This window comes from Marinitoga lauensis, assembly GCF_004135675.1.
In the GTDB taxonomy this organism is placed as follows: domain Bacteria; phylum Thermotogota; class Thermotogae; order Petrotogales; family Petrotogaceae; genus Marinitoga; species Marinitoga lauensis.
Genome location: NZ_QHLX01000001.1, coordinates 406,524 through 429,316 on the forward strand (window position 1 = coordinate 406,524; position 22,793 = coordinate 429,316).

Annotated in this window: 20 protein-coding genes and 6 pseudogenes; 5 read left to right on the forward strand and 21 right to left on the reverse strand. The window is 28.0% G+C overall.

From position 1 onward, the window contains the following. Position 1: 1 nt before the first annotated feature. The 5 genes and pseudogenes from DJ007_RS20720 to DJ007_RS02280 all read right to left on the reverse strand — a co-directional run bounded on the left by DJ007_RS20720 (position 2) and on the right by DJ007_RS02280 (position 3,176). Positions 2-801, reverse strand: a pseudogene (locus DJ007_RS20720) (inositol monophosphatase family protein). After that, a pseudogene (gene nfi / locus DJ007_RS20725) lies at positions 802-1,461 on the reverse strand (endonuclease V); the annotation flags it as partial. After that, a pseudogene (gene ispF / locus DJ007_RS19830) lies at positions 1,448-1,925 on the reverse strand (2-C-methyl-D-erythritol 2,4-cyclodiphosphate synthase). The pseudogenes ispF and nfi, both read right to left, overlap by 14 nt. Continuing rightward, entirely contained in the window at positions 1,922-2,848 is a 927-nt protein-coding gene (dnaN, locus tag DJ007_RS02275) for a DNA polymerase III subunit beta (protein WP_368359329.1), read from the reverse strand. Before dnaN ends, ispF begins: the two are co-directional and overlap by 4 nt. Positions 2,849-2,990: 142 nt before the next feature. Then, the gene (locus DJ007_RS02280; protein ID WP_129408144.1) at positions 2,991-3,176 is read right to left on the reverse strand and encodes a hypothetical protein; all 186 of its coding nucleotides are present in this window, start codon (positions 3,174-3,176) and stop codon (positions 2,991-2,993) included. Between the two features lie 191 nt (positions 3,177-3,367). On the opposite strand from DJ007_RS02280, the pseudogene DJ007_RS02285 reads away from it, so the two are divergent. Beyond that, positions 3,368-3,976: pseudogene (locus tag DJ007_RS02285) on the forward strand (glycerophosphodiester phosphodiesterase family protein); the annotation flags it as partial. 98 nt (positions 3,977-4,074) lie between these two features. On the opposite strand, the gene DJ007_RS02290 reads toward DJ007_RS02285, so the two are convergent. The 12 genes and pseudogenes from DJ007_RS02290 to DJ007_RS14505 form a co-directional block, all read right to left on the reverse strand. Beyond that, a complete protein-coding gene (locus DJ007_RS02290) occupies positions 4,075-4,836 on the reverse strand; it encodes a hypothetical protein (RefSeq protein WP_129408146.1) in 762 nt (253 codons plus the stop codon). 36 nt (positions 4,837-4,872) lie between these two features. Further along, positions 4,873-6,229: pseudogene (locus DJ007_RS02295) on the reverse strand (GlmL-related ornithine degradation protein). After that, the gene (aspC, locus tag DJ007_RS02300) at positions 6,229-7,374 is read right to left on the reverse strand and encodes an aspartate aminotransferase (RefSeq protein WP_129408147.1); all 1,146 of its coding nucleotides are present in this window, start codon (positions 7,372-7,374) and stop codon (positions 6,229-6,231) included. Before aspC ends, DJ007_RS02295 begins: the two are co-directional and overlap by 1 nt. 235 nt (positions 7,375-7,609) lie before the next feature. Beyond that, positions 7,610-8,887: a UDP-N-acetylglucosamine 1-carboxyvinyltransferase gene (gene murA / locus DJ007_RS02305; RefSeq protein WP_129408148.1), complete on the reverse strand. Its 1,278-nt coding sequence runs from the start codon at positions 8,885-8,887 to the stop codon at positions 7,610-7,612. A 32-nt stretch (positions 8,888-8,919) separates the two neighbouring features. Next, on the reverse strand, positions 8,920-9,444 hold the full coding sequence (locus tag DJ007_RS02310; RefSeq protein WP_129408149.1) for a diguanylate cyclase domain-containing protein: 525 nt from the start codon (positions 9,442-9,444) through the stop codon (positions 8,920-8,922). Positions 9,445-9,553: 109 nt separating this feature from the next. Continuing rightward, entirely contained in the window at positions 9,554-9,850 is a 297-nt protein-coding gene (locus DJ007_RS02315) for a hypothetical protein (protein WP_129408150.1), read from the reverse strand. After that, a complete protein-coding gene (locus DJ007_RS02320; protein ID WP_165973956.1) occupies positions 9,832-10,215 on the reverse strand; it encodes a hypothetical protein in 384 nt (127 codons plus the stop codon). Before DJ007_RS02320 ends, DJ007_RS02315 begins: the two co-directional genes overlap by 19 nt. Continuing rightward, entirely contained in the window at positions 10,158-10,445 is a 288-nt protein-coding gene (locus DJ007_RS02325; RefSeq protein ID WP_129408152.1) for a hypothetical protein, read from the reverse strand. The genes DJ007_RS02320 and DJ007_RS02325 overlap by 58 nt, the downstream gene beginning before the upstream one ends. After that, positions 10,442-11,152, reverse strand: a complete 711-nt coding sequence (locus DJ007_RS02330) for an HAD family hydrolase (RefSeq protein ID WP_165973957.1) — start codon at positions 11,150-11,152, stop codon at positions 10,442-10,444. The genes DJ007_RS02325 and DJ007_RS02330 overlap by 4 nt, the downstream gene beginning before the upstream one ends. Before the next feature lie 178 nt (positions 11,153-11,330). Next, complete coding sequence (locus DJ007_RS16840) at positions 11,331-11,525, reverse strand: hypothetical protein (RefSeq protein WP_240739164.1); 195 nt, start codon at positions 11,523-11,525, stop codon at positions 11,331-11,333. Positions 11,526-11,665: 140 nt separating this feature from the next. Next, positions 11,666-11,899, reverse strand: coding sequence for a hypothetical protein (locus DJ007_RS02345; protein ID WP_129408154.1), 234 nt, complete (start codon positions 11,897-11,899; stop codon positions 11,666-11,668). A 76-nt stretch (positions 11,900-11,975) separates the two neighbouring features. Beyond that, entirely contained in the window at positions 11,976-12,128 is a 153-nt protein-coding gene (locus tag DJ007_RS14505; RefSeq protein WP_165973958.1) for a hypothetical protein, read from the reverse strand. A gap of 367 nt (positions 12,129-12,495) precedes the next feature. Between DJ007_RS14505 and DJ007_RS02350 the strand changes: the two genes are divergently transcribed. From DJ007_RS02350 to thrS, 4 genes and pseudogenes are all read left to right on the forward strand, one after another. Next, positions 12,496-14,037: an ABC transporter permease gene (locus DJ007_RS02350; protein WP_129408155.1), complete on the forward strand. Its 1,542-nt coding sequence runs from the start codon at positions 12,496-12,498 to the stop codon at positions 14,035-14,037. A 60-nt stretch (positions 14,038-14,097) separates the two neighbouring features. Continuing rightward, a pseudogene (gene prfA / locus DJ007_RS02355) lies at positions 14,098-15,167 on the forward strand (peptide chain release factor 1). A gap of 22 nt (positions 15,168-15,189) precedes the next feature. Continuing rightward, complete coding sequence (locus tag DJ007_RS15315; protein WP_206076027.1) at positions 15,190-15,987, forward strand: RidA family protein; 798 nt, start codon at positions 15,190-15,192, stop codon at positions 15,985-15,987. A 25-nt stretch (positions 15,988-16,012) separates the two neighbouring features. After that, on the forward strand, positions 16,013-17,929 hold the full coding sequence (gene thrS, locus DJ007_RS02365) for a threonine--tRNA ligase (RefSeq protein WP_165973972.1): 1,917 nt from the start codon (positions 16,013-16,015) through the stop codon (positions 17,927-17,929). A gap of 49 nt (positions 17,930-17,978) precedes the next feature. Here the strand turns inward: thrS and DJ007_RS02370 are convergent, their stop codons facing one another. The 4 genes from DJ007_RS02370 to gcvH form a co-directional block, all read right to left on the reverse strand. Beyond that, entirely contained in the window at positions 17,979-19,241 is a 1,263-nt protein-coding gene (locus tag DJ007_RS02370) for an MFS transporter (RefSeq protein WP_129408157.1), read from the reverse strand. A gap of 353 nt (positions 19,242-19,594) precedes the next feature. Next, positions 19,595-21,022 (reverse strand): aminomethyl-transferring glycine dehydrogenase subunit GcvPB, encoded by a 1,428-nt coding sequence (gene gcvPB / locus DJ007_RS02375; RefSeq protein ID WP_129408158.1) that lies wholly within the window; start codon positions 21,020-21,022, stop codon positions 19,595-19,597. Next, positions 21,006-22,364 carry an aminomethyl-transferring glycine dehydrogenase subunit GcvPA gene (gene gcvPA / locus DJ007_RS02380; protein WP_129408159.1) on the reverse strand — a complete coding sequence of 453 codons (1,359 nt, stop codon included), beginning with the start codon at positions 22,362-22,364 and terminating at the stop codon, positions 21,006-21,008. The genes gcvPB and gcvPA overlap by 17 nt, the downstream gene beginning before the upstream one ends. A gap of 52 nt (positions 22,365-22,416) precedes the next feature. Further along, positions 22,417-22,782: a glycine cleavage system protein GcvH gene (gene gcvH / locus DJ007_RS02385; RefSeq protein ID WP_368359275.1), complete on the reverse strand. Its 366-nt coding sequence runs from the start codon at positions 22,780-22,782 to the stop codon at positions 22,417-22,419. Positions 22,783-22,793 lie beyond the last annotated feature (11 nt).

The window sequence follows — 22,793 nt, forward strand, 5'->3', positions numbered from 1 at the left end:
ATCACTCCTTCAATATGCTGTATACTTCATCTATATTTTCTTTGAATGTAGCTATTATTTCTCCTTTTGAAATATCAAAATCTTTTTGAGATATGCTATATATTTCCATCCCGGATTCTTTAGCAATTAATACACCTGCTGCTAAATCCCATGACCCTAATCCGTATTCCCAATAACCATCAATTTTCCCTTCGGATAACATACACAGTTCTCCTGCTGCACTGCCTAAAATTCTTACTTCATGAATATGTTTTTGAACTTTAGCTATTGTTTCATATGCTTTTTTGAATAATTCTTCTTCATATGGCCAACCAGTTACAAACATAGACTCTGATAATTTTTTATAATCATTTCTGTATAATCTTACTCCATTTAAATATGAACCCTTATCTTTTTTGCATAATATAATTTATTTGTTTCTGGTAAATAAACAACACCGTATTTTACTTCACCATCATCCATCATTGCTATCGAAATGGAATAAAAATCCATTCCATGTACATAATTTAAGGTCCCATCAAGTGGATCAATAACAAAGACTTTTTTTCCGTGTTTTAATATCCTCTTATCGCCATTCCATGTTTCCTCAGCGAGTATTATAGCATCTGAAATTTCATTTAATATAGTATCTACAATTAATTTTTGCGATTCTATATCTGCTTCGCTTACCAGGTCAGATGAAGACTTTTTTGTTTTAACGTTCTTTAATTTCTTCTTTTTTGTTAATAATATATCCCCAGCATCTTTTGCAGCTTTTATCATTACCTGCAAAGTATCCATAATATCACCCGATATTTCCATTTTTATTTTTTGTGAATAAATGTGAGCTAATCTTGTTGGTTCAGGTATTTTATATTTAGAAGTAAATTTTAGTGTTATTTCCTTTGATTCTTCAATGGTAACATAATTACCTGGAGAAACAAATACAGGTTTTATCTTTTCTCTTGTTCTTAATACCACACCTATTTTTTCTTTATTTTTGCCGTATAGATAAGAATAACAGCCTTTTTTAATACATGGTTCATCATATGTACCGTATAATCTTGATTTTGCTATTCCTATTGTAGGTATGTTTATGAAAAAAGAGCCATGTGTTGCAATTCCCATTTTTCTTGGATGTGCTATTCCCTGGCCATCGAAGAATACTAAATCAGGTTTTGTGTTTAATTTTTTCCAGGCTTCTAAGAAAACAGGTAATTCCCTGAATGCTAAAAGTCCTGGAATATATGGAAATTCTATTTTTTGATAATGATATACCAAATCTATTAATTTAAATGTTTCATCAATAACCACAATTATAGCAATACCAAGGTCATTTAAAAAAGATAAATCTACTCCTGCAACAATTTTAGGAGTTTTTTTTAATGGGAATAATTCTAATTTTTCTATTAAATTCTTTTGAATTTCAATACATTGTTTTGGTGTTAAATTATTAAAATCATGTATATTATATATTTTCATTTTTTATTAAAACAACTGCATATGCTTCAATGCCTTCATTTTTCCCGCCGATGCCCAAGCCATTACCCGATTTACCTTTTATGTTTATCTTAGATTCATCGATATTCATTAATTCTGCAAGAACCTTTTTCATTTGTTTTTTGTATGGATTTAATTTTATATAAGATAAGAGGTTATTACTGTGGAGTCTATATTAATTATTTCGATATTTTTCAATTTCTCCATTGTTTTTTTTAGCAGTATTTTACTGTCGATATTTTTATATTCTTCAGTTTCAGGGAATAATTCTCCTATATTTTCCATTCCCATAGCTCCTAATAATGCATCAATAATAGAATGAATAAGGACATCCCATCAGAATGTCCTTTTAATCCTTTATTAGAAGGTATTTCAATACCACCTATATATAGTTTTTTATTTTCTTCAAAAGGATGAACATCATATCCAAATCCTATTCTCACTATTTTAACCTCACTGGCATAACGATATACATGTATGAATCATCACCAACTGGTTTAATCATTGTTTGAGAACTTTCACTTGTAATGTTAAATTCGACTTCAGATGTACCTATATGATCTATTGCTTCTCTTAAATATTTTGGTGAGTATGCTATGATTATATCTTCACCTTCTTTTTCTATTTCTAATTCTTCAACAGCTAATCCAACTTCTGGAGATTTAGCAGTTAATTCCATAATGCTATCTTTTATTTCCATTTTTACCTGATCATTTTTTGCTGCAATTGAAACCCTTTTTAAAACTTTTAAGAACAAGTCAGTTGATGTTATAACCTTTGTTTTAAATGCTTGAGGAATTATTCTTACGTAATCAGGAAATGTTGCATCAACGACATTTAATATAATTTCTATGTTATCATCATCTAAGAAGAACAATACTCTTGCACCATCGAAAAATAATTCAACATTTTCAGTTTTAGAACTTCTTAAAACATTTAGTAATTCTTCCATACTCTTCAAAGATAGTAAAAACGATGGTGGGGTGTTAATTATGTCCATAGACAATTCAGACAAAGCTAATCTATATCCATCAGCAGCAACTAATGTTAAATATCCACCTTCTCTGAAATCCCAGTATATCCCATTTAGATTTCTTGATACGTTTTCAGAATCTCTTAATGCACAAAATATTACCCTTTCAATCATTGACAACAATTTTTGTCTTTCGAAGGTAATTATTCCTTCTTCAACTTTATTCGGCACTATTTCAGGAAATTCTTCTGGATCCATTGTAGGTAATAGGAATTCAGACTTTCCTGCTATTACCTTTATATTTTTATCTTCTAAATATATATCAATACTTTCAAAACTTAAATTTTTAACTATATCCATAAAGTTTGTCGCATCTATAACAAATTCAGGTTTTATTTCTTTTTTACCACTTCTTCAAATAATACTTCATTATTATTATTTTCCTCTATAGTTTCAGTTTCATTTATACTTTCATTTTCTTCTGTTTCAGGTTTAGGTTCAAATAAATCGTTAGTAACTTTTTCAACCTTTTCAAAAATTATATTTTTAATAACCCATGAAACGCTGTTTGTAAATCTGTTGCATACAAATGCAAATCATTTTCTTTGACAGAAAATTTAAAGCCGGAAAGAACTGGATTGGTAGTTTTTTTTGCTACTGCTTTAGATGCCATATCCATTAGTGAATTTAATTTACTTCTTTCTACCTGTAGTTTATATATCATTTTTAAGCCTCCTCTATTATATTTTTTCTTATAATCTATTTTACAATAAAAAGGGCATAAAAATCAAGTTTTTAACAAAATTAAGGTATAATATATTTAAAACTAATGATTTAATTTTATTAAAAGTATATAATTAAAAGGGAGGAATATTAAATGGCTGATCGTCCAGTAATTTTAGGCATAGAGGATACAGAGCAAAATATCCAGAAAATACTATTTTAGCTTATAAGAAAGCTTTGGAATATGGTGCAGATGGTGTGGAATTAGATGTTCAATTATCAAAAGATGGTGCTTTGATTATTCATCATGATGATAATTTTGAAAAAATTACAGGAAATAAAACTAAAATCAATGATTTAACCTCAAAGGAAATTAAAAAAATAAAAATTGAAGGAGAACCTGTTCCAACTTTAGAAGAAGTATTTATAAAACTTCCTGAATATGCATATATAAATGTTGAAATAAAAGATGTTAAAGCTACAGAAATGGCTTATAATACGGTAAAAAGTTTTAATGCTCTTGAAAGAGTGTTATTTTCTTCTTTCAATGTAGAAGCTCTTAAAATCTTAAGAAATATAGATAAAAATATTGATTTAGGACTTTTAATTGAAGAAAAAGAGATGATAGAGAAGATTATGCCATTACACAAAGAATTAAATTTTTATTCACTTAATTTGCCAGTTGAAGGTATAGAGATGCTGGGTTTAGAAAATTTTAAAACTTTTATTTCAAAATATATGGAAATAGGACTTCATATCGTTTTTTGGACTTTAAATGATATAAAAACTCTTAAATGTTAGAAGGGTATTTTGATGGATTAATCACAGATAATGTTGAAACTATGGTGGAATATTATAAATAAATTAGAATTATATCTTTAAAACAATCCGAGAAGTATTTACTTCTCGGATTGTTTTAAAATATATGAAAATTCTACTTTTACTTTATTAATCCATAAATCTGATGATAAACTCTTATCATCACTACTACAAAAAGTCCAGAAAATAACCCTTAAATATTCTGCTTTTTTATTTTTAATAATATCTTTAATGTCAAAAGATATTTCAAATGGTTTATAAACCGAAGCATATAGTCGGTTTATCCATTTATGTTTTTCAAATGGATATGCATTTGTTCCCCAGGCATAAGCAACTCTACCAATTTCTTTCTTATTTTCATCAAGTACAACAAAAATAATTCCTGCAATTGCATATTTATCTTTTGATAACCTCAAGGATTTTGTTGTAAACCCCATAATATCTGAAGAAAAGAAAATCTTCGTATTATTAGAATAAGGCAACTTAAAATCTTTATATAAATTATTTTCTGTATAACCATCCTTATGTATTCTTAACCATTTTTGGTCATCGACTTTATCTACATATATTAAGCTTCCTTCTTTTCTTCTTCCACCAATTTTCCAATCTTTATAATTTTTTGACATTTCATACTCATAATTAAATTTTTCTTTTATAATTTCTACCTTTACAAGATTACTTTTTGGAATTTTGATCAAATTATTTTTTTGTTGAATAGTAAAAATACCCTTTTGATATTGAATCAAATCTCCGGAAATAATTTTTCCATCCTTCAAATAGAATTTTTCTCCAAAGGCAAATAAACTCATAATAAGAATAAATAATATTAATACACGTTTCATCTTCCTCTCCCCCTTTCATTGATATAATTAATTATATCATATATCAAAAAATTTCAGGTCTTCTTTAAGAATATTCATAGCTATATCTTTGTCAATGGTTGAAATTACTCCAATTGGAGCAAAAATATAATTTTTATCATATCCTATTTTTTTGATATCTTTTGGCAATAATTCATGAGGATATTTCCTATGTTGCCATACAATAGAACTCATTATGTCCTTATTAAATCTGGATCTTGTTAACACACCACCTGTTCCAAAAATATACTTTATTGCTGTTAAATCTTTCCCCTGGGCTATTGTTTTTCTTCCAAGTGGAGTATAAATATGCTTTTTCTTTCCGGCGTGTCTTCTAATACCTTCAATAAAACAATATTCAGCTAATACCGACATAAACCTTTCATTTTTTTCACTTTTTGGATATGGTGATATTTCTTTTACAAGTTCATCATAATTTTCAAATTTTTCTCTTAAGTTGTTTTCGCCGATCAAATCTATTACAGTATGAGCATTTACAAATACTCCCATATCTCCTTCAACAGTTCTTTTAGCTACTGGTTCAGGAGCAATCATTATACTTTGTATTTCCGGATCACCTTCTGTTACTGAATCAACATCGGTAGTTGCACCACCAATATCTACCGTCAATACATGGTCATACATTTCACTCAATAATTGAGTGGTTCTCATAACTGCTGCAGGTGTGGGAATAATATTTTCATCAACATATTCTTCAATTTTCTCCATTCCGGGTGCATGAATTATATGTTCCGCGAACACTTCCTGTATTATTTTTCTTGCTGGTTCAACATTTAATTGATCTACTTTAGGATACACATTTTCTGTAATATATAATTTTTTATTTGATAATATTTCTTCAATTTCATCAGCAACGGCTACATTTCCTGCATAAATAATAGGAACATTTATAGGTAAATCTCTTAATAATTCTGCATTATGAATTACAGTTTCTTCTTCTCCATAATCCACACCACCAGCTAAAAATATAAGATTAGGCTTTATTTCCATTATTTTTTTTAAATGTGATTTTCTCATTTTACCTGCAGTGATGTATTTTATAACTCCCCTGCCCCAAGAGCAGCTTCTCTTGACGCTTTTACAGTCATATCATAAACAAGACCATGAACAGTCATTTTTAAGCCACCTGCTGCAGAAGAGGTGGCTAAAAATTTATTCCATGATATTTTTCACCTAATTTTTTTTCAATTATTTTTAGTGCTTTTTCAATACCAATTGTTATATCGCCTTCATTAATAGTCGTATAATGCTCTCCCTGAGATAAAATAATGGGTTTTTTTGAATCGATTTTATCAAATACAGTTACAATTGTCGTTGTACTGCCTATTTCTGCGGTTACCAAATCAACCTTCATTATCCCACCTCGTTAATGTATTCGAATAATCTATTTAATCCTTTCTCTAAAGTTTCTATAGAATTAGCATATGATATTCTTATAAATCCTTTCGCACCAAATCCTCTACCTGGAATTACAGCTAATTTTTTAGTTTTTAATAACTGATTTGCAAAGTTTAAATCATTATTATCATATTTTGAAATATTAATAAACAAATAAAAAGCTCCGTAAGGATATACATATTCTAAATCTGATTCTTTCATTTTTTCAATAACATATTTTCTTCTTTCATTAAATTTACTTATATAATAATCTATATTTACATCAAAAGCAGCAAGAGCACCATATTGTGCAGGTGTGTTTATATTGGATGATATATGACTTTGTATTTTCTTAATTTCTTTTGTTATATATTTTGGAGCTACAGAATATCCGACTCTCCAACCAGTCATTGACCATGTTTTAGAAAATGCATTTATAATAATAGTTTTTTCTCTCAATTCCTGTATTTGAGTTGGTGAAAAAAATTCCCCTTCAAAAACTAATTTTTCATATACCTCATCACTAATTAAATAAATATTTTTATCCTTTATCAATTCATATATTTCAAAAAATGTTTCCTTTGGATATACTGCGCCTGTTGGATTATTTGGAGAGTTTATTATAATTGCCTTTGTTTTTTCACTTAAATATGGTTCAATGTCAGAAGCCTTTGGAATAAAATTATTTTTAAATTTCAACGGAACATGTATAGGAATTCCTCTTGCTAATTTGATTTGTGCTTCATAACTTACCCATGATGGGTCTAAAACTATTACCTCATCACCTGGATTTAATATAGCTAATAATGTATTATATAGCGCCTGTTTCCCACCATTTGAAACCACAATATTTTCTGCATCATAATCTGTTTTTCTTGAAGTATTAATGAATTCAGCAATTTTTTCTCTTAACTCTAAAATACCTGCGGAATTAGTATATTTTGTTTTTCCTTCTGTCATAGCTTTATAAGCACTCTCAATAATTTCTTTAGGAGTTATAAAATCAGGTTCACCTGCTGTTAATTTTACAACATCATATCCAGCTTTTTCCATTTCAATTGCTTTAGCATTTAATTCCAGAGTAATAGATGGTTGAATACTTTTTACAATTTTAGAAATCAAAATAATCCCTCCATTTATAAAGTGTCATTTTTATTTTACTCTATTATGAAAAAAATTTCAATATCAAAATTACCTCATTTTTGTTAAAAAATGTACATCACTTCGTGGAAAAACACTTCATATTATAAAGCAAACAATTTTTCTCCAAGTGAAAAAATTCATGATTCTTATTTATAAAATATAGAAATATAATAATAAAAAATAAATGAGCAATTAATTGCTCATTTATTTTCATTTATTCATAATATTCTATTTCTAATCCTAATTTTTCTAATTTTTCAAACAACTTTTCATATCCTCTAAAAATATGGTCCACATTATTTATAACTGTTTCCCCATCTGCTATTAAAGAAGCTATCAATAACGCTGCTGATGCTCTTAAATCTGTTGCTTCTAAAGGCGCACCAGATAATTTAGCAACGCCTGTTATAATAGCTGTATTGCCTTCAACAAATATTTTAGCTCCCATACGGTTGAGCTCATCGACATGATTAAAACGAGTTTTAAAAACATTTTCTGTAATCGATGACCTTCCTGGTATAAGACTTAAAAGAACCATTAATTGTGGTTGTAAATCCGTTGGAAATCCCGGAAATGTTGCGGTTTCCACATCTACAGGAGATAATTCTAACTTCGAAATTCCTTCTATTTTTAACTTATTATTTTCCATAACATAATTGATACCAATTTTTTCAAATATATCCAATAATGAAAATACATGTTCTTCAATAACATTATTTAATATCACTTTTTTACCTAATATAGCTCCTAATATTGCATAAGTACCGGCTTCTATTCTATCTGGAATAATCGTATACTCGGTTCCATATAACTCTTTTACGCCACATATTTTTATATTAGAAGTTCCATGTCCTTCGATTTTAGCTCCCATTGATATTAAAAAATTACATAAATCAACAATTTCCGGTTCCTGAGCACAATTGGTTAATATTGTCTCAGTTCCATCTAATAATACTGCTGTTGTAATAAGATGTTCTGTTGCTCCAACACTTGGGAACGGCAAGGAAATATGCACTTTTTCTGGTGCTCCTATAAATTTTGAATGTGTAAAACCATGTTCTATTTGTGATTCAATGCCTAATTTTTTTAATCCTTCAAGATGAAAATTAACAGGTCTAACCCCTATTGAACATCCGCCGGGTAATGCAACTTTTGCATAACCATTTCTTATGGTTAACGGCCCTAAAACATTAAACGATGCTCTCATACGTCTTACAGGCCCATATGGTAAAACTGAATTCATATCTGAATACCTTTCAATAGTTAAAGAAGATTCATCCCAATTTATTTTTTTTCCAGCATTTTCTAAAATTTCTATCATGGTGTTCACATCAGCTAAATTAGGTATATTATGAAGTATTATTTTTTCATCTGTTAATAACGTGGCTGCTAAAATAGGTAAAGCAGAATTTTTTGATCCTGATATTGTTATTTCACCATTCGCCGTCTGAGGCCCAAAAACTTTAATTTTCCCATAGTCTCTATCTCCAATCTGTGTTCCATTTCTTATCCTCCAATCTAGATCTAATCAAAAAATTTTAATATCTCCTCCGTCGATGTCAAATCCTTTGGTAAATAGAAAGAATAAAATTCTAATGTTTCAGGTAATCTGGTAAAATTCTTTAATTGATATTTTAGTCTATCTGAAATTTTAAATAATATTTCTTCATCTATATCCGGAATTATAATAGTAAATGTAATTTTCGAATATCTCATTACAAGATCTAATGGCAGCCTTACGTTATTTCTCAAAATTTTTCCTATTTCCATTTCTGGACCTTTATGATATTCTCCTTTGTAATCAAGATCTTTTAATTCCGGTATTTTTATTATTAACAACCCATAATTATTTCCACTTTCAAATGCTTTTTCCAACAATAAAAAGAAAACTTTATCGAAAAATTCTCTTGAGTAGACTCTACTTGCCGGATCTATAAATTTTCTCTCAATGAATCCTTCTACAAAATCACTATACGCATTTACTTCTTCTTTCGTGAATTTATTATATTCTTCTAATAACCTGTTTGTTTCATTTATTATTTCTTTCATATTTTTTATTTCTTCTTCAAGTTTTTTATTATTTCCTTCAATTTATTATTCTCTTTTTCTAACATATTTACCTTATTTTCATATTCTCTATTCATTATTTTTATCCCCTTTACCAATCCCAATTTTTTTTCGCCGAATATATTGTAATTTTTTTATTTAAAAAATCATCTATCTTATTTTTAACGCCTTTCGAAAAATAAATTATGCTTTTTTCTTTACTATTTTTTGGCAATTTTCTATAATAGACTTTATAATCGTTACCCATCCATCCAGTAATAATAATAGAGTTTTCAAAGATTTTGGATACTATTGCTTTTATATTTTCTTCCGGCGAAATCTTCCAACCTAATTTCGGCAAATAAGAATCGTTTAAATATACCTTTTTATTTATTTTATCATAAAACATATAATTTTGGTTATCAAAATCTGAAAAGTAATTAATTCTCCGCCTTTTTGTTCAAGAGAATTTTTTATATCATTGTTAAAATCTTTTTCTAAATATATAATAGGAAAGATACCAGAAGCTTCAAACCCTCTAATCATAGTATATAATATCTGAGATACAATATACGGAGAACTTGCTATATAATCTAAAAAATTTTTAGAATCTTTTTTTAATGTTTTTAAATTGCCAAAAATTATAAAATCGTATCCTTTATCTAAAAGATAACTCCCTAATTCCTCACTAAATTTATAAATCAAGTCATATGAGTTTAATGTCCTAAAATAAAATAATCCAGCTCTTCGTTTATTTCTTGCAAATTTAGCCAATAGCCATTTAATATCTCTTTATTAGGAGAATCTTTTAAAGATGTATTAATGTATCCAATGAAATTTTCTTCTTTAAATACTGGAATTTTTTCTGAAAATAGTAGTATAGAAAAACTAATAACGAGAAATATCAGATAATATCTTTTCAAGAACAATGGCAACACCCTCTTCATTGTTTGATGGGCTATATATTTGGCCACAGATTTTACTTTTTCTGAAGCATTATTCATTGCATATGAATTTTTGACAAAGATAACATTGAAATATCATTTTCACTATCTCCAAAAATATAAGCGTTTTTTAAATCAATATTATATATTTCTGAAAGTTTTTTAAGTGCTATTCCCTTTGAAGAATTTTTATTTAAAAAATCCAAATATATGTTAAAAGATCTCACAATATTTAATTTATGTTCATATTTAGAAATCATCTTTTTCTGAAAAATATCCAATTTTTCTTTTTTGGCTACAGTAAGCACCTTGGTGGGACCATTATAGCTTTTCAAAATATATTCTTCCAGATTATTCGCTATTTTATAATCAACACCAGAATGCCTTGAATATTGTTTTATTTCCTCATTATCATTGTCGCCTATTAACTCATCATTTAAATATATTTGAACATGTATATTTTCATTTTTAGCTTCTCGAATAATTTCTATTGCATCATCTTTTTCAATATCTGATTCAAAAATTACTTCACCACTATGGGATACAACATAAGCACCGTTATATGATATAATGGGAATCTTATCTAAAAAAGGTAAATATTTTTCTATAACTAACTTTGTTGATTTATACATTCTTCCACTTGCAATTACTATAAAATAGCCTTTTTCATGAATGGTTTTGATAGCATTTATAGTTCTTGATGTTATTCCTTCTTTAGAAGTTAGTAATGTGCCATCTAAATCAAATACAAATACTTTTTTGTTCATTATTTCCCTCCAAGAAATTATAACATAAAAAATTAAAAAACAAAAAAATGGGAATAAAATTCCCATTTCTGGTGGAGTCGATGGACTTGAACCACGACCTCTACCGTGCCATGGTAGCGCGCTCCCAGCTGCGCCACGACCCAAACCATGATTATTATATAATAAATTTTGTTAAATGTCAATATACATTATTTTTAATTTCTATATAATCAATAACTTTATCTACAGGTTTTACATTATGAATATCATAATTTTTTGACTCACCTACACTTTTAACTATAATTTTTATTTTATCTTTTGTTAATTCTAAAACAACATATTCCAAAACTCCATATACAACCTTTTTGGTATATGGAACAAATTTTTTTCTCATACCCTTATCAAATGGTGCGCCACCACCACCTGTAGTAATATAGACTATACCATTTTTTTCAAATCTTTCGTAACCATGAACATGACCATTAAATACAATTTTTACATTATATTTTTCAAATATTGGTCTCCATATTTTTTCTAATTCTGTATTTTGTTTTCGCCAGATATATGAAGAATTATTCCAGAAAGGATAATGGTAAAAAATAATACTATATTTTTCTTTATTTTTTCTAAGTCATTCATAAGCCACTGTGTTTCTTCTTTAAATAATTTAGAATTCAATGAAACTATTGAATCCAGAACAATAAAATGATAAATTCCATAAGAAAAGCTATACCATCTTTTGTTATAATCACCGCCACCCTGCGGCAAATCAAAAGCCTCGTAATATGTTTGGGAATTTTTTTCATGATTACCTAATACGGATAATAAAAAGCATTTATACCTTTTATAACATTAAAAAATTATTCCAATATCTTATATCATTTCCATTTTCTACCATATCTCCTACATTTAAAACAAATTCCGGTTTTTCTTTTATTATTTTTTCAACTAACATCCTGTGAAGTTTATCATAATATCTGGTATCTCCATATACCACAATTCTAAACTTTTTTACATTATTATTTTTTGTATGAAAATATCCTTTATAATAATCATCAGTAGTAATAACTTCATAATAATATTGTGTATCTGGTTTTAAATCTTTTAATTTTAAATGAATTAAACCACTCTTTATATTGTTAAATACATTAATTAAAACATTTTCTTCATATAATTTGACTTGAATATTTTTATCTAATGTTTTAAAATTAATAGTAGCATATGTTTCACCCTGATTTGTTAAATATGGAGGCCATACAAACTTTGCTAATAATAAAGTTGAAAAAATAACGTATATTAAAAATAAAAAATAAACCTTCTCATTCTATCACCAACCTATACAATAAAATTTTTAGGAGGATATTATGAAAAAACTATATATATTTATTTTTCTTTTTTTTATTTTGTGGATTTTCCCTATTGGTAATTTGATATCCCAATTTTTTGATTTTAACTCTTTTCTATCTGTATTAACAAAAAATAGGACATTAAGAATACTGAAATTTACATTTTTACAATCATCTTTATCTGTTTTATTTTCCTTTTTAATTGGTATTTTTCCCGCATTTTATGTTTCTAATAATAAAAATTTTTTAAGTAGGTTATTAGAAGACTCATTTTTTATCCCATTCTTTTTTCCACCAATTCCTACTATTATAGCTTTTTCACTATTATATGGTTCAAATGGTATAATGAACAAATTATTTCATATTAATATTTTATACACTTTGACAGCTATAATTTTGGCCCATTCTTTTTATAACTCTCCAATATTCGTAAAATATATATCTGACTCTTTAAAGGCTATTCCAAAAAACTATATCGAAAATGCTATTATTGATGGCTCAAACAAATGGAATATCTTTAAAAAAATAACATTTCCACTTATTTTTCCATCTATTTTAAAAGCATCATTTTTAGTATTTACATATTCTTTTGTTAGTTTTGCTATTGTTCTTTCGTTAGGTGGAATAAAATATTCAACATTTGAAGTAGCTATTTTCACTACCTTAAGGAGTTCTTTAGATTTTTCAAAAGCTTTAACATATGCAATAATTCAATTTTTTGTTTTATTGATATTAAATTATATCATATCAATACCAAAAATTTATGAGTTACACATTGAAGAGAATTATAAATATAAAAACAATATTTTTATAATAATATTCTCCTTTTTTTATTTATTATACGAATATTCTATTGTTTTAACTGGAACATTGGCCGGTTTTTTTGATTTTATAAACGTCAGATTTACACTTAAAGGATTTATAAATCTTTTTTCAAAAGATTTAAATTCATTTTATCCTATAATAAAATCTTTTTATTATACTTTTTTGATATCATTTATTGTAAGTATTATATCCATAATATTCACATATATTATTTTAAGAAATATAAAAAGTCACGATCAAATGATATTTTCAAACATTTTTATACTTTCATCATTGGGAATATCCTCAGCATTTCTGGCAATGAGCCTTTTAAACTTAAATATTAATTTTTCAATTCCATATCCAATACTTTTAGGTATAGGATATACAATTATCAGTATTCCATTGGCTTATACGTTCATGCAACAAAGAATTTTATCATTTGACTATTCATTAGTCGAAGCATCAAAAATGGATGGTGCAAGTACATTAAAAACATTTCTCTTTATAGAATTACCTCTTTTAAGAAATACATTATTATCTGTTTTTCTCCAAATATTCGCTGTTGTTTTTGGTGAATTCACAATATCATACACAATGCAATCAATTGATTATTTCCCATTAATCTCAAATGTAAATTATTCCCTTTCAAACGCACGATATTATTTAGAAAGTCAGGCACTGGCATCCATAACTATAATTATAATTTTTATAATCTTTAATATTTCTACATTTTTAAACAAAGAAAAACATTAATTTTTTGAAGAAAAAATGAAAATATGATATAATACCAAAAAAAGAATAAGGAGTGTTTATATGGATATATTATCTTTTAAAGATAAAGTTCTCGAAAAATTAAGTGATGTAGAAAAAAAACTTGCCGATACTAACGTAACTTCTGACCTTGAACAACTCCAGCATTTAGGAAAAGAACATAATAGACTTTCTTCTTTAAAAGAACTCTTTGAAAAACTGGAAAGCGCTATAGAAGATAAAGAAACATTAGAAGAATTGAAACATGCTGATGAAATAGATGATGAGGAATATACTACAATGCTTGAAGAAGCTGAAAAAAATATAAAAAAATATAACTTAGACATATTGAGTTTATTAATTCCGGGAAATGAAATCAATGAAAGAAATATAATCATGGAAATTAGAGCAGGAACAGGTGGTGAAGAAGCTGCATTATTTGCTTCTGATTTAATGAGAATGTATTTAAGATATGCAGAAAATAATGGCTGGAAACATGAAATAATGGAGTTAAGTGATACCGGAATAGGTGGAACAAAAAATGCTGTGATTAAAATAAAAGGAAAAGGCGTTTTTGGAAGATTAAAGTATGAAAGCGGTGTTCACAGGGTACAAAGAGTTCCTGTAACAGAATCTGGTGGAAGAATACATACTTCTACTGCTACTGTAGCGGTTTTACCAGAAGCTACCGATGTCGATGTAAAAATTGATTCAAAAGATTTAAGAATTGATACATATAGAGCAGGTGGGCTGGAGGACAACACGTTAATAAAACAGAATCTGCTGTAAGAATCGTTCATTTACCAACTGGAATAGTTGTTACATGTCAAAATGAAAGATCTCAACATCAAAACAAAGAAGCTGCAATGTCTATATTAAGGGCTAAATTATATGAAGAAGCTTTAAGAAAACAACAGGAAGAATTAACTTCTAAAAGAAGGTCTCAAATAGGCACCGGTGAAAGAAGTGAAAAAATCAGAACATATAATTTCCCACAAAACCGCGTTACTGATCATAGAATAGGCTTTACCTCTTATAGGCTAAATTTTATTTTAGATGGAGATCTTGACGAAATAATAGATAAGCTTATTGAATGGGACCTGGGAGAAAAATTGGAAAATCTTGAAATATAACAACAAAAAGAGGGGGAAAGCTATGAAGATTTATCTGGATATATTTTATAAGCTTTCATGGATATTAACAGCAATGACGGGTTTTGCTTCTGTTACGACTACTCAAAGGGTCAATGTATTTTTTCTTTTTTTCTTTACATTAACTACATTAACACAGTTAATTGGTACTTATATGCTTTCAAAAGAAAAAGATGGATTGAAAATTTTTACTCATTATTTTAGTATTGTTATTGTAGCAATGGCTTTTTTAATCTCAATTTCTTTAATAAAAATGAATGTTATTGCCTTTATTTTATATTTTATTATTTATAATTTAATGTTATCATTTGTTTTAAACAATTATTTTATTTACTTTGAAGATAAAAATCATCTTACAAAGCTCATTAAAACTTTGAATTTAAATTATTTTGATTTCTTTGATACCCAAATACATATAAAACTATTTAATAATAAAAAAGCTATAATACCTGAAGGAGTCTCAGCTGTTGGACCATATTCTCCAGCTCTTCAAAAAGAAAATGAATTATATGTGTCTGGACAAATTCCAATAAACTTTGAAACCGGAGAAATACCTGAATCATTTGTTGAACAATCAAAACAAGCTATGGAAAACTTAAAAGATGTATTGAATGCTGCAGGATTTTCTTTTAAAGATATAGTACAGGTAAGTGTATATATAACGGATATGTCTAAATTTGGTGAATTTAATGCTATATATGAAACATATTTTAAAAAGCCATATCCTGCAAGATTTGTTGTTGAAGTTTCAAAATTACCTAAAGGCGTAGATGTAGAAATAGCCTGTATAGCGAAGAAATAATATTAAAGGGGTGATATATATGGATATGATTAAAATCATTCTTCCTGATGGTTCAGAAAAGGAATATAAAAAGGGAATTTCAGCTGGAGAAATTGCAAGAGAAATTTCAGAAGGATTATTTAGAAAGGCTTTAGGTGCATTAGTAAACGGCGAATTATATGATTTAAACAGACCAATAGAAAGTGATTCAACTGTAAAAATTATTACAGATAAAGATCCAGAAGCACCTGTTATATTTAGACACACTATTGCTCATATTATGGCACAAGCTGTTGTAAGATTATATGGGAAAAATGTAAAATTGGCTATAGGTCCTGTTATAGAAAATGGTTTTTATTATGATTTTGATTTAGAAGAAAAAATATCAGAAGATGATTTACCAAAAATAGAAGCAGAAATGAAAAAAATAATAAAAGAAAATTTACCTATTGAAAGATTTGTAATTTCAAAAGAAGAAGCAAAAGAGCTATTTAAAGATCAACCATATAAATTAGAATTATTAGAAGATATTGAAGATGAAACAGTTACATATTATAAACAAGGTGAATTTTTTGATTTATGTAGAGGACCCCATTTACCTTCTACCGGTAAGATAAAGCATATTAAATTATTATCGGTTTCTGGAGCATACTGGAGAGGAAACGAAAAAAATAAGATGCTACAAAGGATATATGGAACAGCATTTGCTAAAAAAGATCAATTAGATGAATATTTAAAAATGTTAGAAGAAGCCAAAAAAAGAGATCATAGAAAAATAGGTCCGAAATTGGAGTTATTCATGTTTGAAAATGAATTAGCTCCAGCTATGCCTTTCTTCTTACCAAGAGGAGCAAAAGTTATAAATGAATTATTGGAATTTTCCAGAGAGTTACATAAAAAATATGGATACGAAGAAGTAATTACACCATTAATCATGAATATTAAATTATGGCATCAATCTGGACACTGGGATCATTACAAAGAAAATATGTATTTCACAGAAAAAGACGATGTTCAATATGCAGTAAAACCAATGAACTGTCCTGGTCATATATTAATTTATAAATCTAAAGTATATAGTTACAGAGATTTGCCAATTAGAATGTCTGAATTTGGTAAAGTTCATAGATATGAAAGAAGTGGAGTTGTTCATGGGTTATTCAGGGTTAGATCATTTACTCAGGACGATGCTCATATTTATTGTACAAAAGAACAAATTGAGGATGAAATTATTAAAGTAATGGACTTCACAAACGAATTATATAGTGCATTTGGTTTTGAATATGAGGCTGATTTAAGTACAATGCCTGAAGACCACATGGGAGATGAAAAAACGTGGGAAGTTGCAACAGAAGCATTAAGAAAGGCATTAGAAAAATCTGGGATTAATTATAAGATTAATGAAGGAGACGGAGCTTTTTATGGTCCAAAAATTGACTTTCACATTAAAGATTCATTAGGTAGAAAATGGCAATGTGCAACAATTCAATTAGATTTCCAGATGCCAGAAAGATTTGATATTCATTATGTAGATAATAACAATGAACTGCAAAGACCTGTTATGATTCACAGGGCGATTTACGGATCTATAGAAAGATTCTTTGGCATTTTAATTGAAAACTTTGCTGGTGCATTTCCAACATGGTTATCTCCAGAACAGGTTGCAATTATTCCTGTTTCTGATAAATATATTGATGCTGCAAAAGAACTATATGAAAAATTAGACTCTGAGGGATTAAGAGTAAAATTAGATGCTTCAAATGCAACCGTGGGATACAAAATTAGAAATGCTCAGATGCTAAAAATACCATATATGATAGTTATCGGTGAAAAAGAATTAGAAACAAAAAAATATAATGTAAGAACCAGAGAAGGAAATACTGTAGAAGATTTAGAATTAGAAGATTTCATAAAAACAGTAAAAGAAGAAATAAAAAATAGAAGTTTGAAATTAAGTTATTAAAATATTAATCAATTATTAAGCAGCGATATAAATATCGCTGCTTAAGTTTTTATTCTGCTTCAAGGGAAGGAGTAAAATCCATTTGATCTATTTTTTTTGAAAATATAGCAATATCTAATATTATCAATAAACTTATTGTCAAGAATATCCAATGAACTTCCACTCTATCTACAAGCATACCTACAACAAGCATTCCAATCGGAGTTGCTGCCTGAAATAATACTCCAAGAGCAGAAAAAATTTTTGATCTATTCTCATTCGGAATTGTTCTCTGGAAATACACGCTTATAGGGGTATTTATAAAAGCATTTGTTATTCCCATAACCATTAATAAAATGCCTACTGCTAAAAAAAGTGCCCATATACTATTAAATATATTTCGAATTTGTGGAAACAATACTATTGATATTAAAGTATTTAAAAAAACCATTCCATATATCCCGTTTTTAAATAACTTTTTACTTTCTCGTTTAGAAAAAAATATAGCTAACAATATATTTCCTATTAATATTCCTAATGTCCACATTGTTTCCAATAAACCATATTGTTGAGCTGAAAATCCTAACACTTCCCTAAATGTATAAGGAAATAAAACAGCAAACATTGGATTAAATAAAAGATTTAAAAATATTGCCATAAGTATCATACTTCTTAAAACATAATTATTAAAAATATAAGCTATTGATTTTTTTAAATCACTAAATATTATCTTTGCATTTATTTCTGATTTTAAATCACTGATTTTTCTGTAACTTATAAACATCTCACTAAAAGCAGATAAAACAAATGATATTCCATTTAAAATAAAAACCCATTGCATTCCTAAAAGTCCATAAATAACCCCACCTAAAACAGGACCAGCAATCATAGAAGCGCTACTAATACCTTCAGTTATAGAATTCGCTTTCATTAAATCTGATTCTGGAACAATATCTGGAAGCATTGCGCTTGTAGCAGCTCCAAAAAAGCTATCAAGTATAGATATTAAAACTTGAGTTGAAAATAATATAGTTAAATTTATTTTTCCTATGTAGGTTAAATACGCAAGAAATATTATTATTATTCCCCTGACATAATCCATAGAAATCATTATATTCCTTCTATTATATCTATCTCCCAAAACCCCCGCAAAAGGTGCCACTATTAGAGCAGGTATCATACTTATCATTGCAAATAATCCCATTTTTGTTCCAGAACCAGTCAGATCAAGAATGAATAACGGCATTGCCACCATTTGAATTCCGCTTCCTAATAAAGAAACCATTCTTCCTACAACAAAGAGTATAAAATTCTTCTTTTGAATTTTATTCATATTTTCACTCCTTAAATTTGACATCTTTTTAATTCAATTAAGAGTTCTTTTATATTTTCCATTTCATCAAATCCTTTGTAATATGATTCTTTTCTATTTCTAGATTCTTTTTTAATATTTTTAACATATACCCACCCTTTCGTTTTTTTTATATTATACTTTAATATTTTTAAGTTCCCTTTTACATTTTTTAGTATATCATATTTTTTTATTTATGTCAAGTGTTTTTTTAATATTTTTTATATCAAACTTAAAATTTTTAATATCAAACAAAAAAATTGTATATTCTCTCAAAACTAAATCAATTTTATGATAAAAAATAAGCCGCAGTAAATCTGCGGCTTATTTTTTTATTATCCTCTCAATTTTAGCTGTTTATTTGCTATTGTTTCATTTAGTCTTCTTACTGGAGTATTTCTTGGTGCTTCTTTTAAGATTTCTGGATCAGTTTTTGCTTCTTCTAATATTTTATGCATTACTTCTACAAAGTTATCCAATTCCTCTTTAGATTCAGTTTCAGTTGGTTCAATCATCATTGCTTCATGTACAATTAATGGGAAATAAATTGTTGGTGGATGAATACCATAATCTAATAACCTCTTTGCAAAATCCAATGTTTTTACACCATATTCTTTCAAGAAAGATCCATCTATAACAAATTCATGTTTACATACTTCATCATATGCAATATCAAATTCTTTTTCTAATCTCTTTCTTAAATAATTAGCATTTAAAACAGCCATTTCACTTGCAAATTTTAATCCTTCTTTTCCCATCATTAAAATATAAGTATATGCTCTTACCATAACAGAGAAGTTTCCATAGAATGTTCTCAATCTTCCACAACTCTTTGGAATATCATAATTAAAGAAATATTTTCCTTCTTCATTTATATCAACAATAGGCTTTGGTAAATAATCTTTTAATTTTGCTTTTACGCCTACAGGTCCGCTACCAGGACCACCCATTCCGTGTGGAGTTGAGAATGTTTTATGTAAATTCAAATGAACGATATCAAATCCCATATCTCCTGGTCTAACCTTACCCATAATTGCATTTAAATTTGCACCGTCATAATATAATAATGCATTATGTTCATGAGCTAATCTGGCAATTTCTAATATATCTTTTTCGAACAATCCCAATGTGTTTGGATTGGTTAACATAATTGCAGCAACCGTATCGTCCATTACTTTTTTAAACTCTTCTAAATCAACTCTTCCATCAGCTCCAGATTTTACTTCTACTACATCAAAACCCGCCATTTTTGCAGACGCAGGATTTGTGCCATGAGCAGAGTCAGGCAATATTACTTTTGTTTTATTAGTAAATCCATTATCTTCTATGTATTTCCTTACTATAAGCATACCTGTTAATTCACCATGAGCTCCTGCTGCAGGTTGTAATGTAACTGCATCCATTCCTGTTATTTCGCCGAGATAATTTTGTAAATTATACATCAATTCTAAAGCACCTTGAACATGTTCTTCTTCAAGATATGGATGAATGTAATTAAATAAATTTGCCATTTCTTCGTTTAACATGGGATTGTATTTCATTGTACATGAACCTAATGGGTAAAATCCACTATCTACAGAATGGTTTTTTCTTTCTAATTCATTATAATGTCTTACAACCTCTAATTCATTCACTTGAGGTAAATTTGGAGCTTCTTTTCTTAATAATTCATCTTCTATTTCAATTTTCATTTCTGGAACATCTAATTTTGGTAGAGAAAATGCTGTTCTTCCCTCTTTAGATTTTTCAAAGATTAATTTCATCTATTTCACCTACCTTAGAAATCAAATAATCTATTTCTTCTTTTGTGTTTAATTCAGTTGCACAGAATAAAGCATCATTTTTCATATCTTCAAAGAAATATCCTAAATTAAGAGGTCCAATGAATTTTTCTTCATATAGTTTTTCATTAAATTTGTCAAGATCAAATTTTGGTTTTATAACAAATTCATTGAAGAATTCACCTTCGAAAATAGGCTCAAACTTTTCTGATTCAATTAATTTTTTAGCTAAATAATGAGCTTTTTGATAGCTTTGATAAGCAATTTCTTTTAATCCTTCTCTTCCTATAATACTCAAATAAATAGATGCTATAACAGCCATTAACGCATGGTTAGAACAAATATTGGATGTGGCTTTGGCTCTTCTTATATGTTGTTCTCTTGTTTGTAATACCATTACAAAACCTCTTTTGCCATCAGCATCTACTGTTTCACCTATAATTCTACCAGGCATTTGCCTTATGTATTTTTGTTTTGATGCGAAGAAACCAAATGTAGGACCGCCAAATGACATGTAATTTCCTAATGATTGTCCTTCGCCAACTACAATATCAGCACCTAATTTTCCTGGTGCTTCTAATAATCCTAATGCTATAGGATAAGCATTGACTATTAATAATACCTTTTCAGGTAAAATTTCTTTTATTTGTTTTATATTTTCTATAATTCCAAAGAAGTTTGGATATGATATAACAACAGAACTTGTATTTTCATCGATTTTTGATTTTAAATCTTCTAAATCTATTCTTCCTGTTTTTTCATTGAAGTTTATTAAATCAATTTCTAATCCTTGAGATTCTGTGTATGTTCTGGAAACTTCTATATACTCAGGATGTATTGATTTTGCCACCAATGCTTTATGCTTTTTATTTACCCTTGAAGCCATTAATATAGCTTCTGCAACTGCTGTTCCACCATCATACATTGAGGAATTAGCTACTTCCATTCCCGTTAATTCGCAAATTGCTGTTTGAAATTCATATAATGCCTGTAATGTTCCCTGTGAAACTTCTGCTTGATATGGCGTATATGCTGTTAAGAAGTTTCTTTTTGTAGCTAATTGATATACAGCTGATGGAACATAGTGTTTATATATCCCGGCACCTCTAAACATTGCATAATCTTCTAAATTTATAGTTCTTTTTGATAATTCTAATAATTCTCTTTTTACTTCTATTTCAGATTTTGATTCTGGAATATTTAATTCTCCTTCAAATAACTTAGGAATATCTTTATATAATTCTTTTATATCATTAATTCCAATTACATTCATCATTTCTTTTATATCTTCCTCTGTATGCGGAATATACGGAAATCTTTTCACCTATTTCACCTCACTCTTAAAATTTCAAAGACCCGGAGAACCGGGTCTATGATTATAATGAGTTTTTGTATTCTTCTTCTGTTAATAAACCATCTAATTCACTTTCGTCAGAAAGTTCCAATTTAACTATCCAACCTTTACCTTCAGCATCTTCATTAATAATTTCTGGTGAGGCATCTAATTCTGTATTAACTTCAATAACTTTTCCTGATACTGGAGAGTAAACATCACTTGCAGATTTAACTGATTCAACAGCACAAAGAGCTTCGCCTTTTTTTACTTCTTTTCCTTCTTCAGGTAATTCAACAAATGTAACATCACCGAGTTCTTCTGCTGCGTGTTCTGTAATACCTATTGTAGCAATTTTGCCTTCTACTTCAACCCATTCGTGTGTTTTTGTAAATTTCTTCATTTTCATACCCTCCTAAG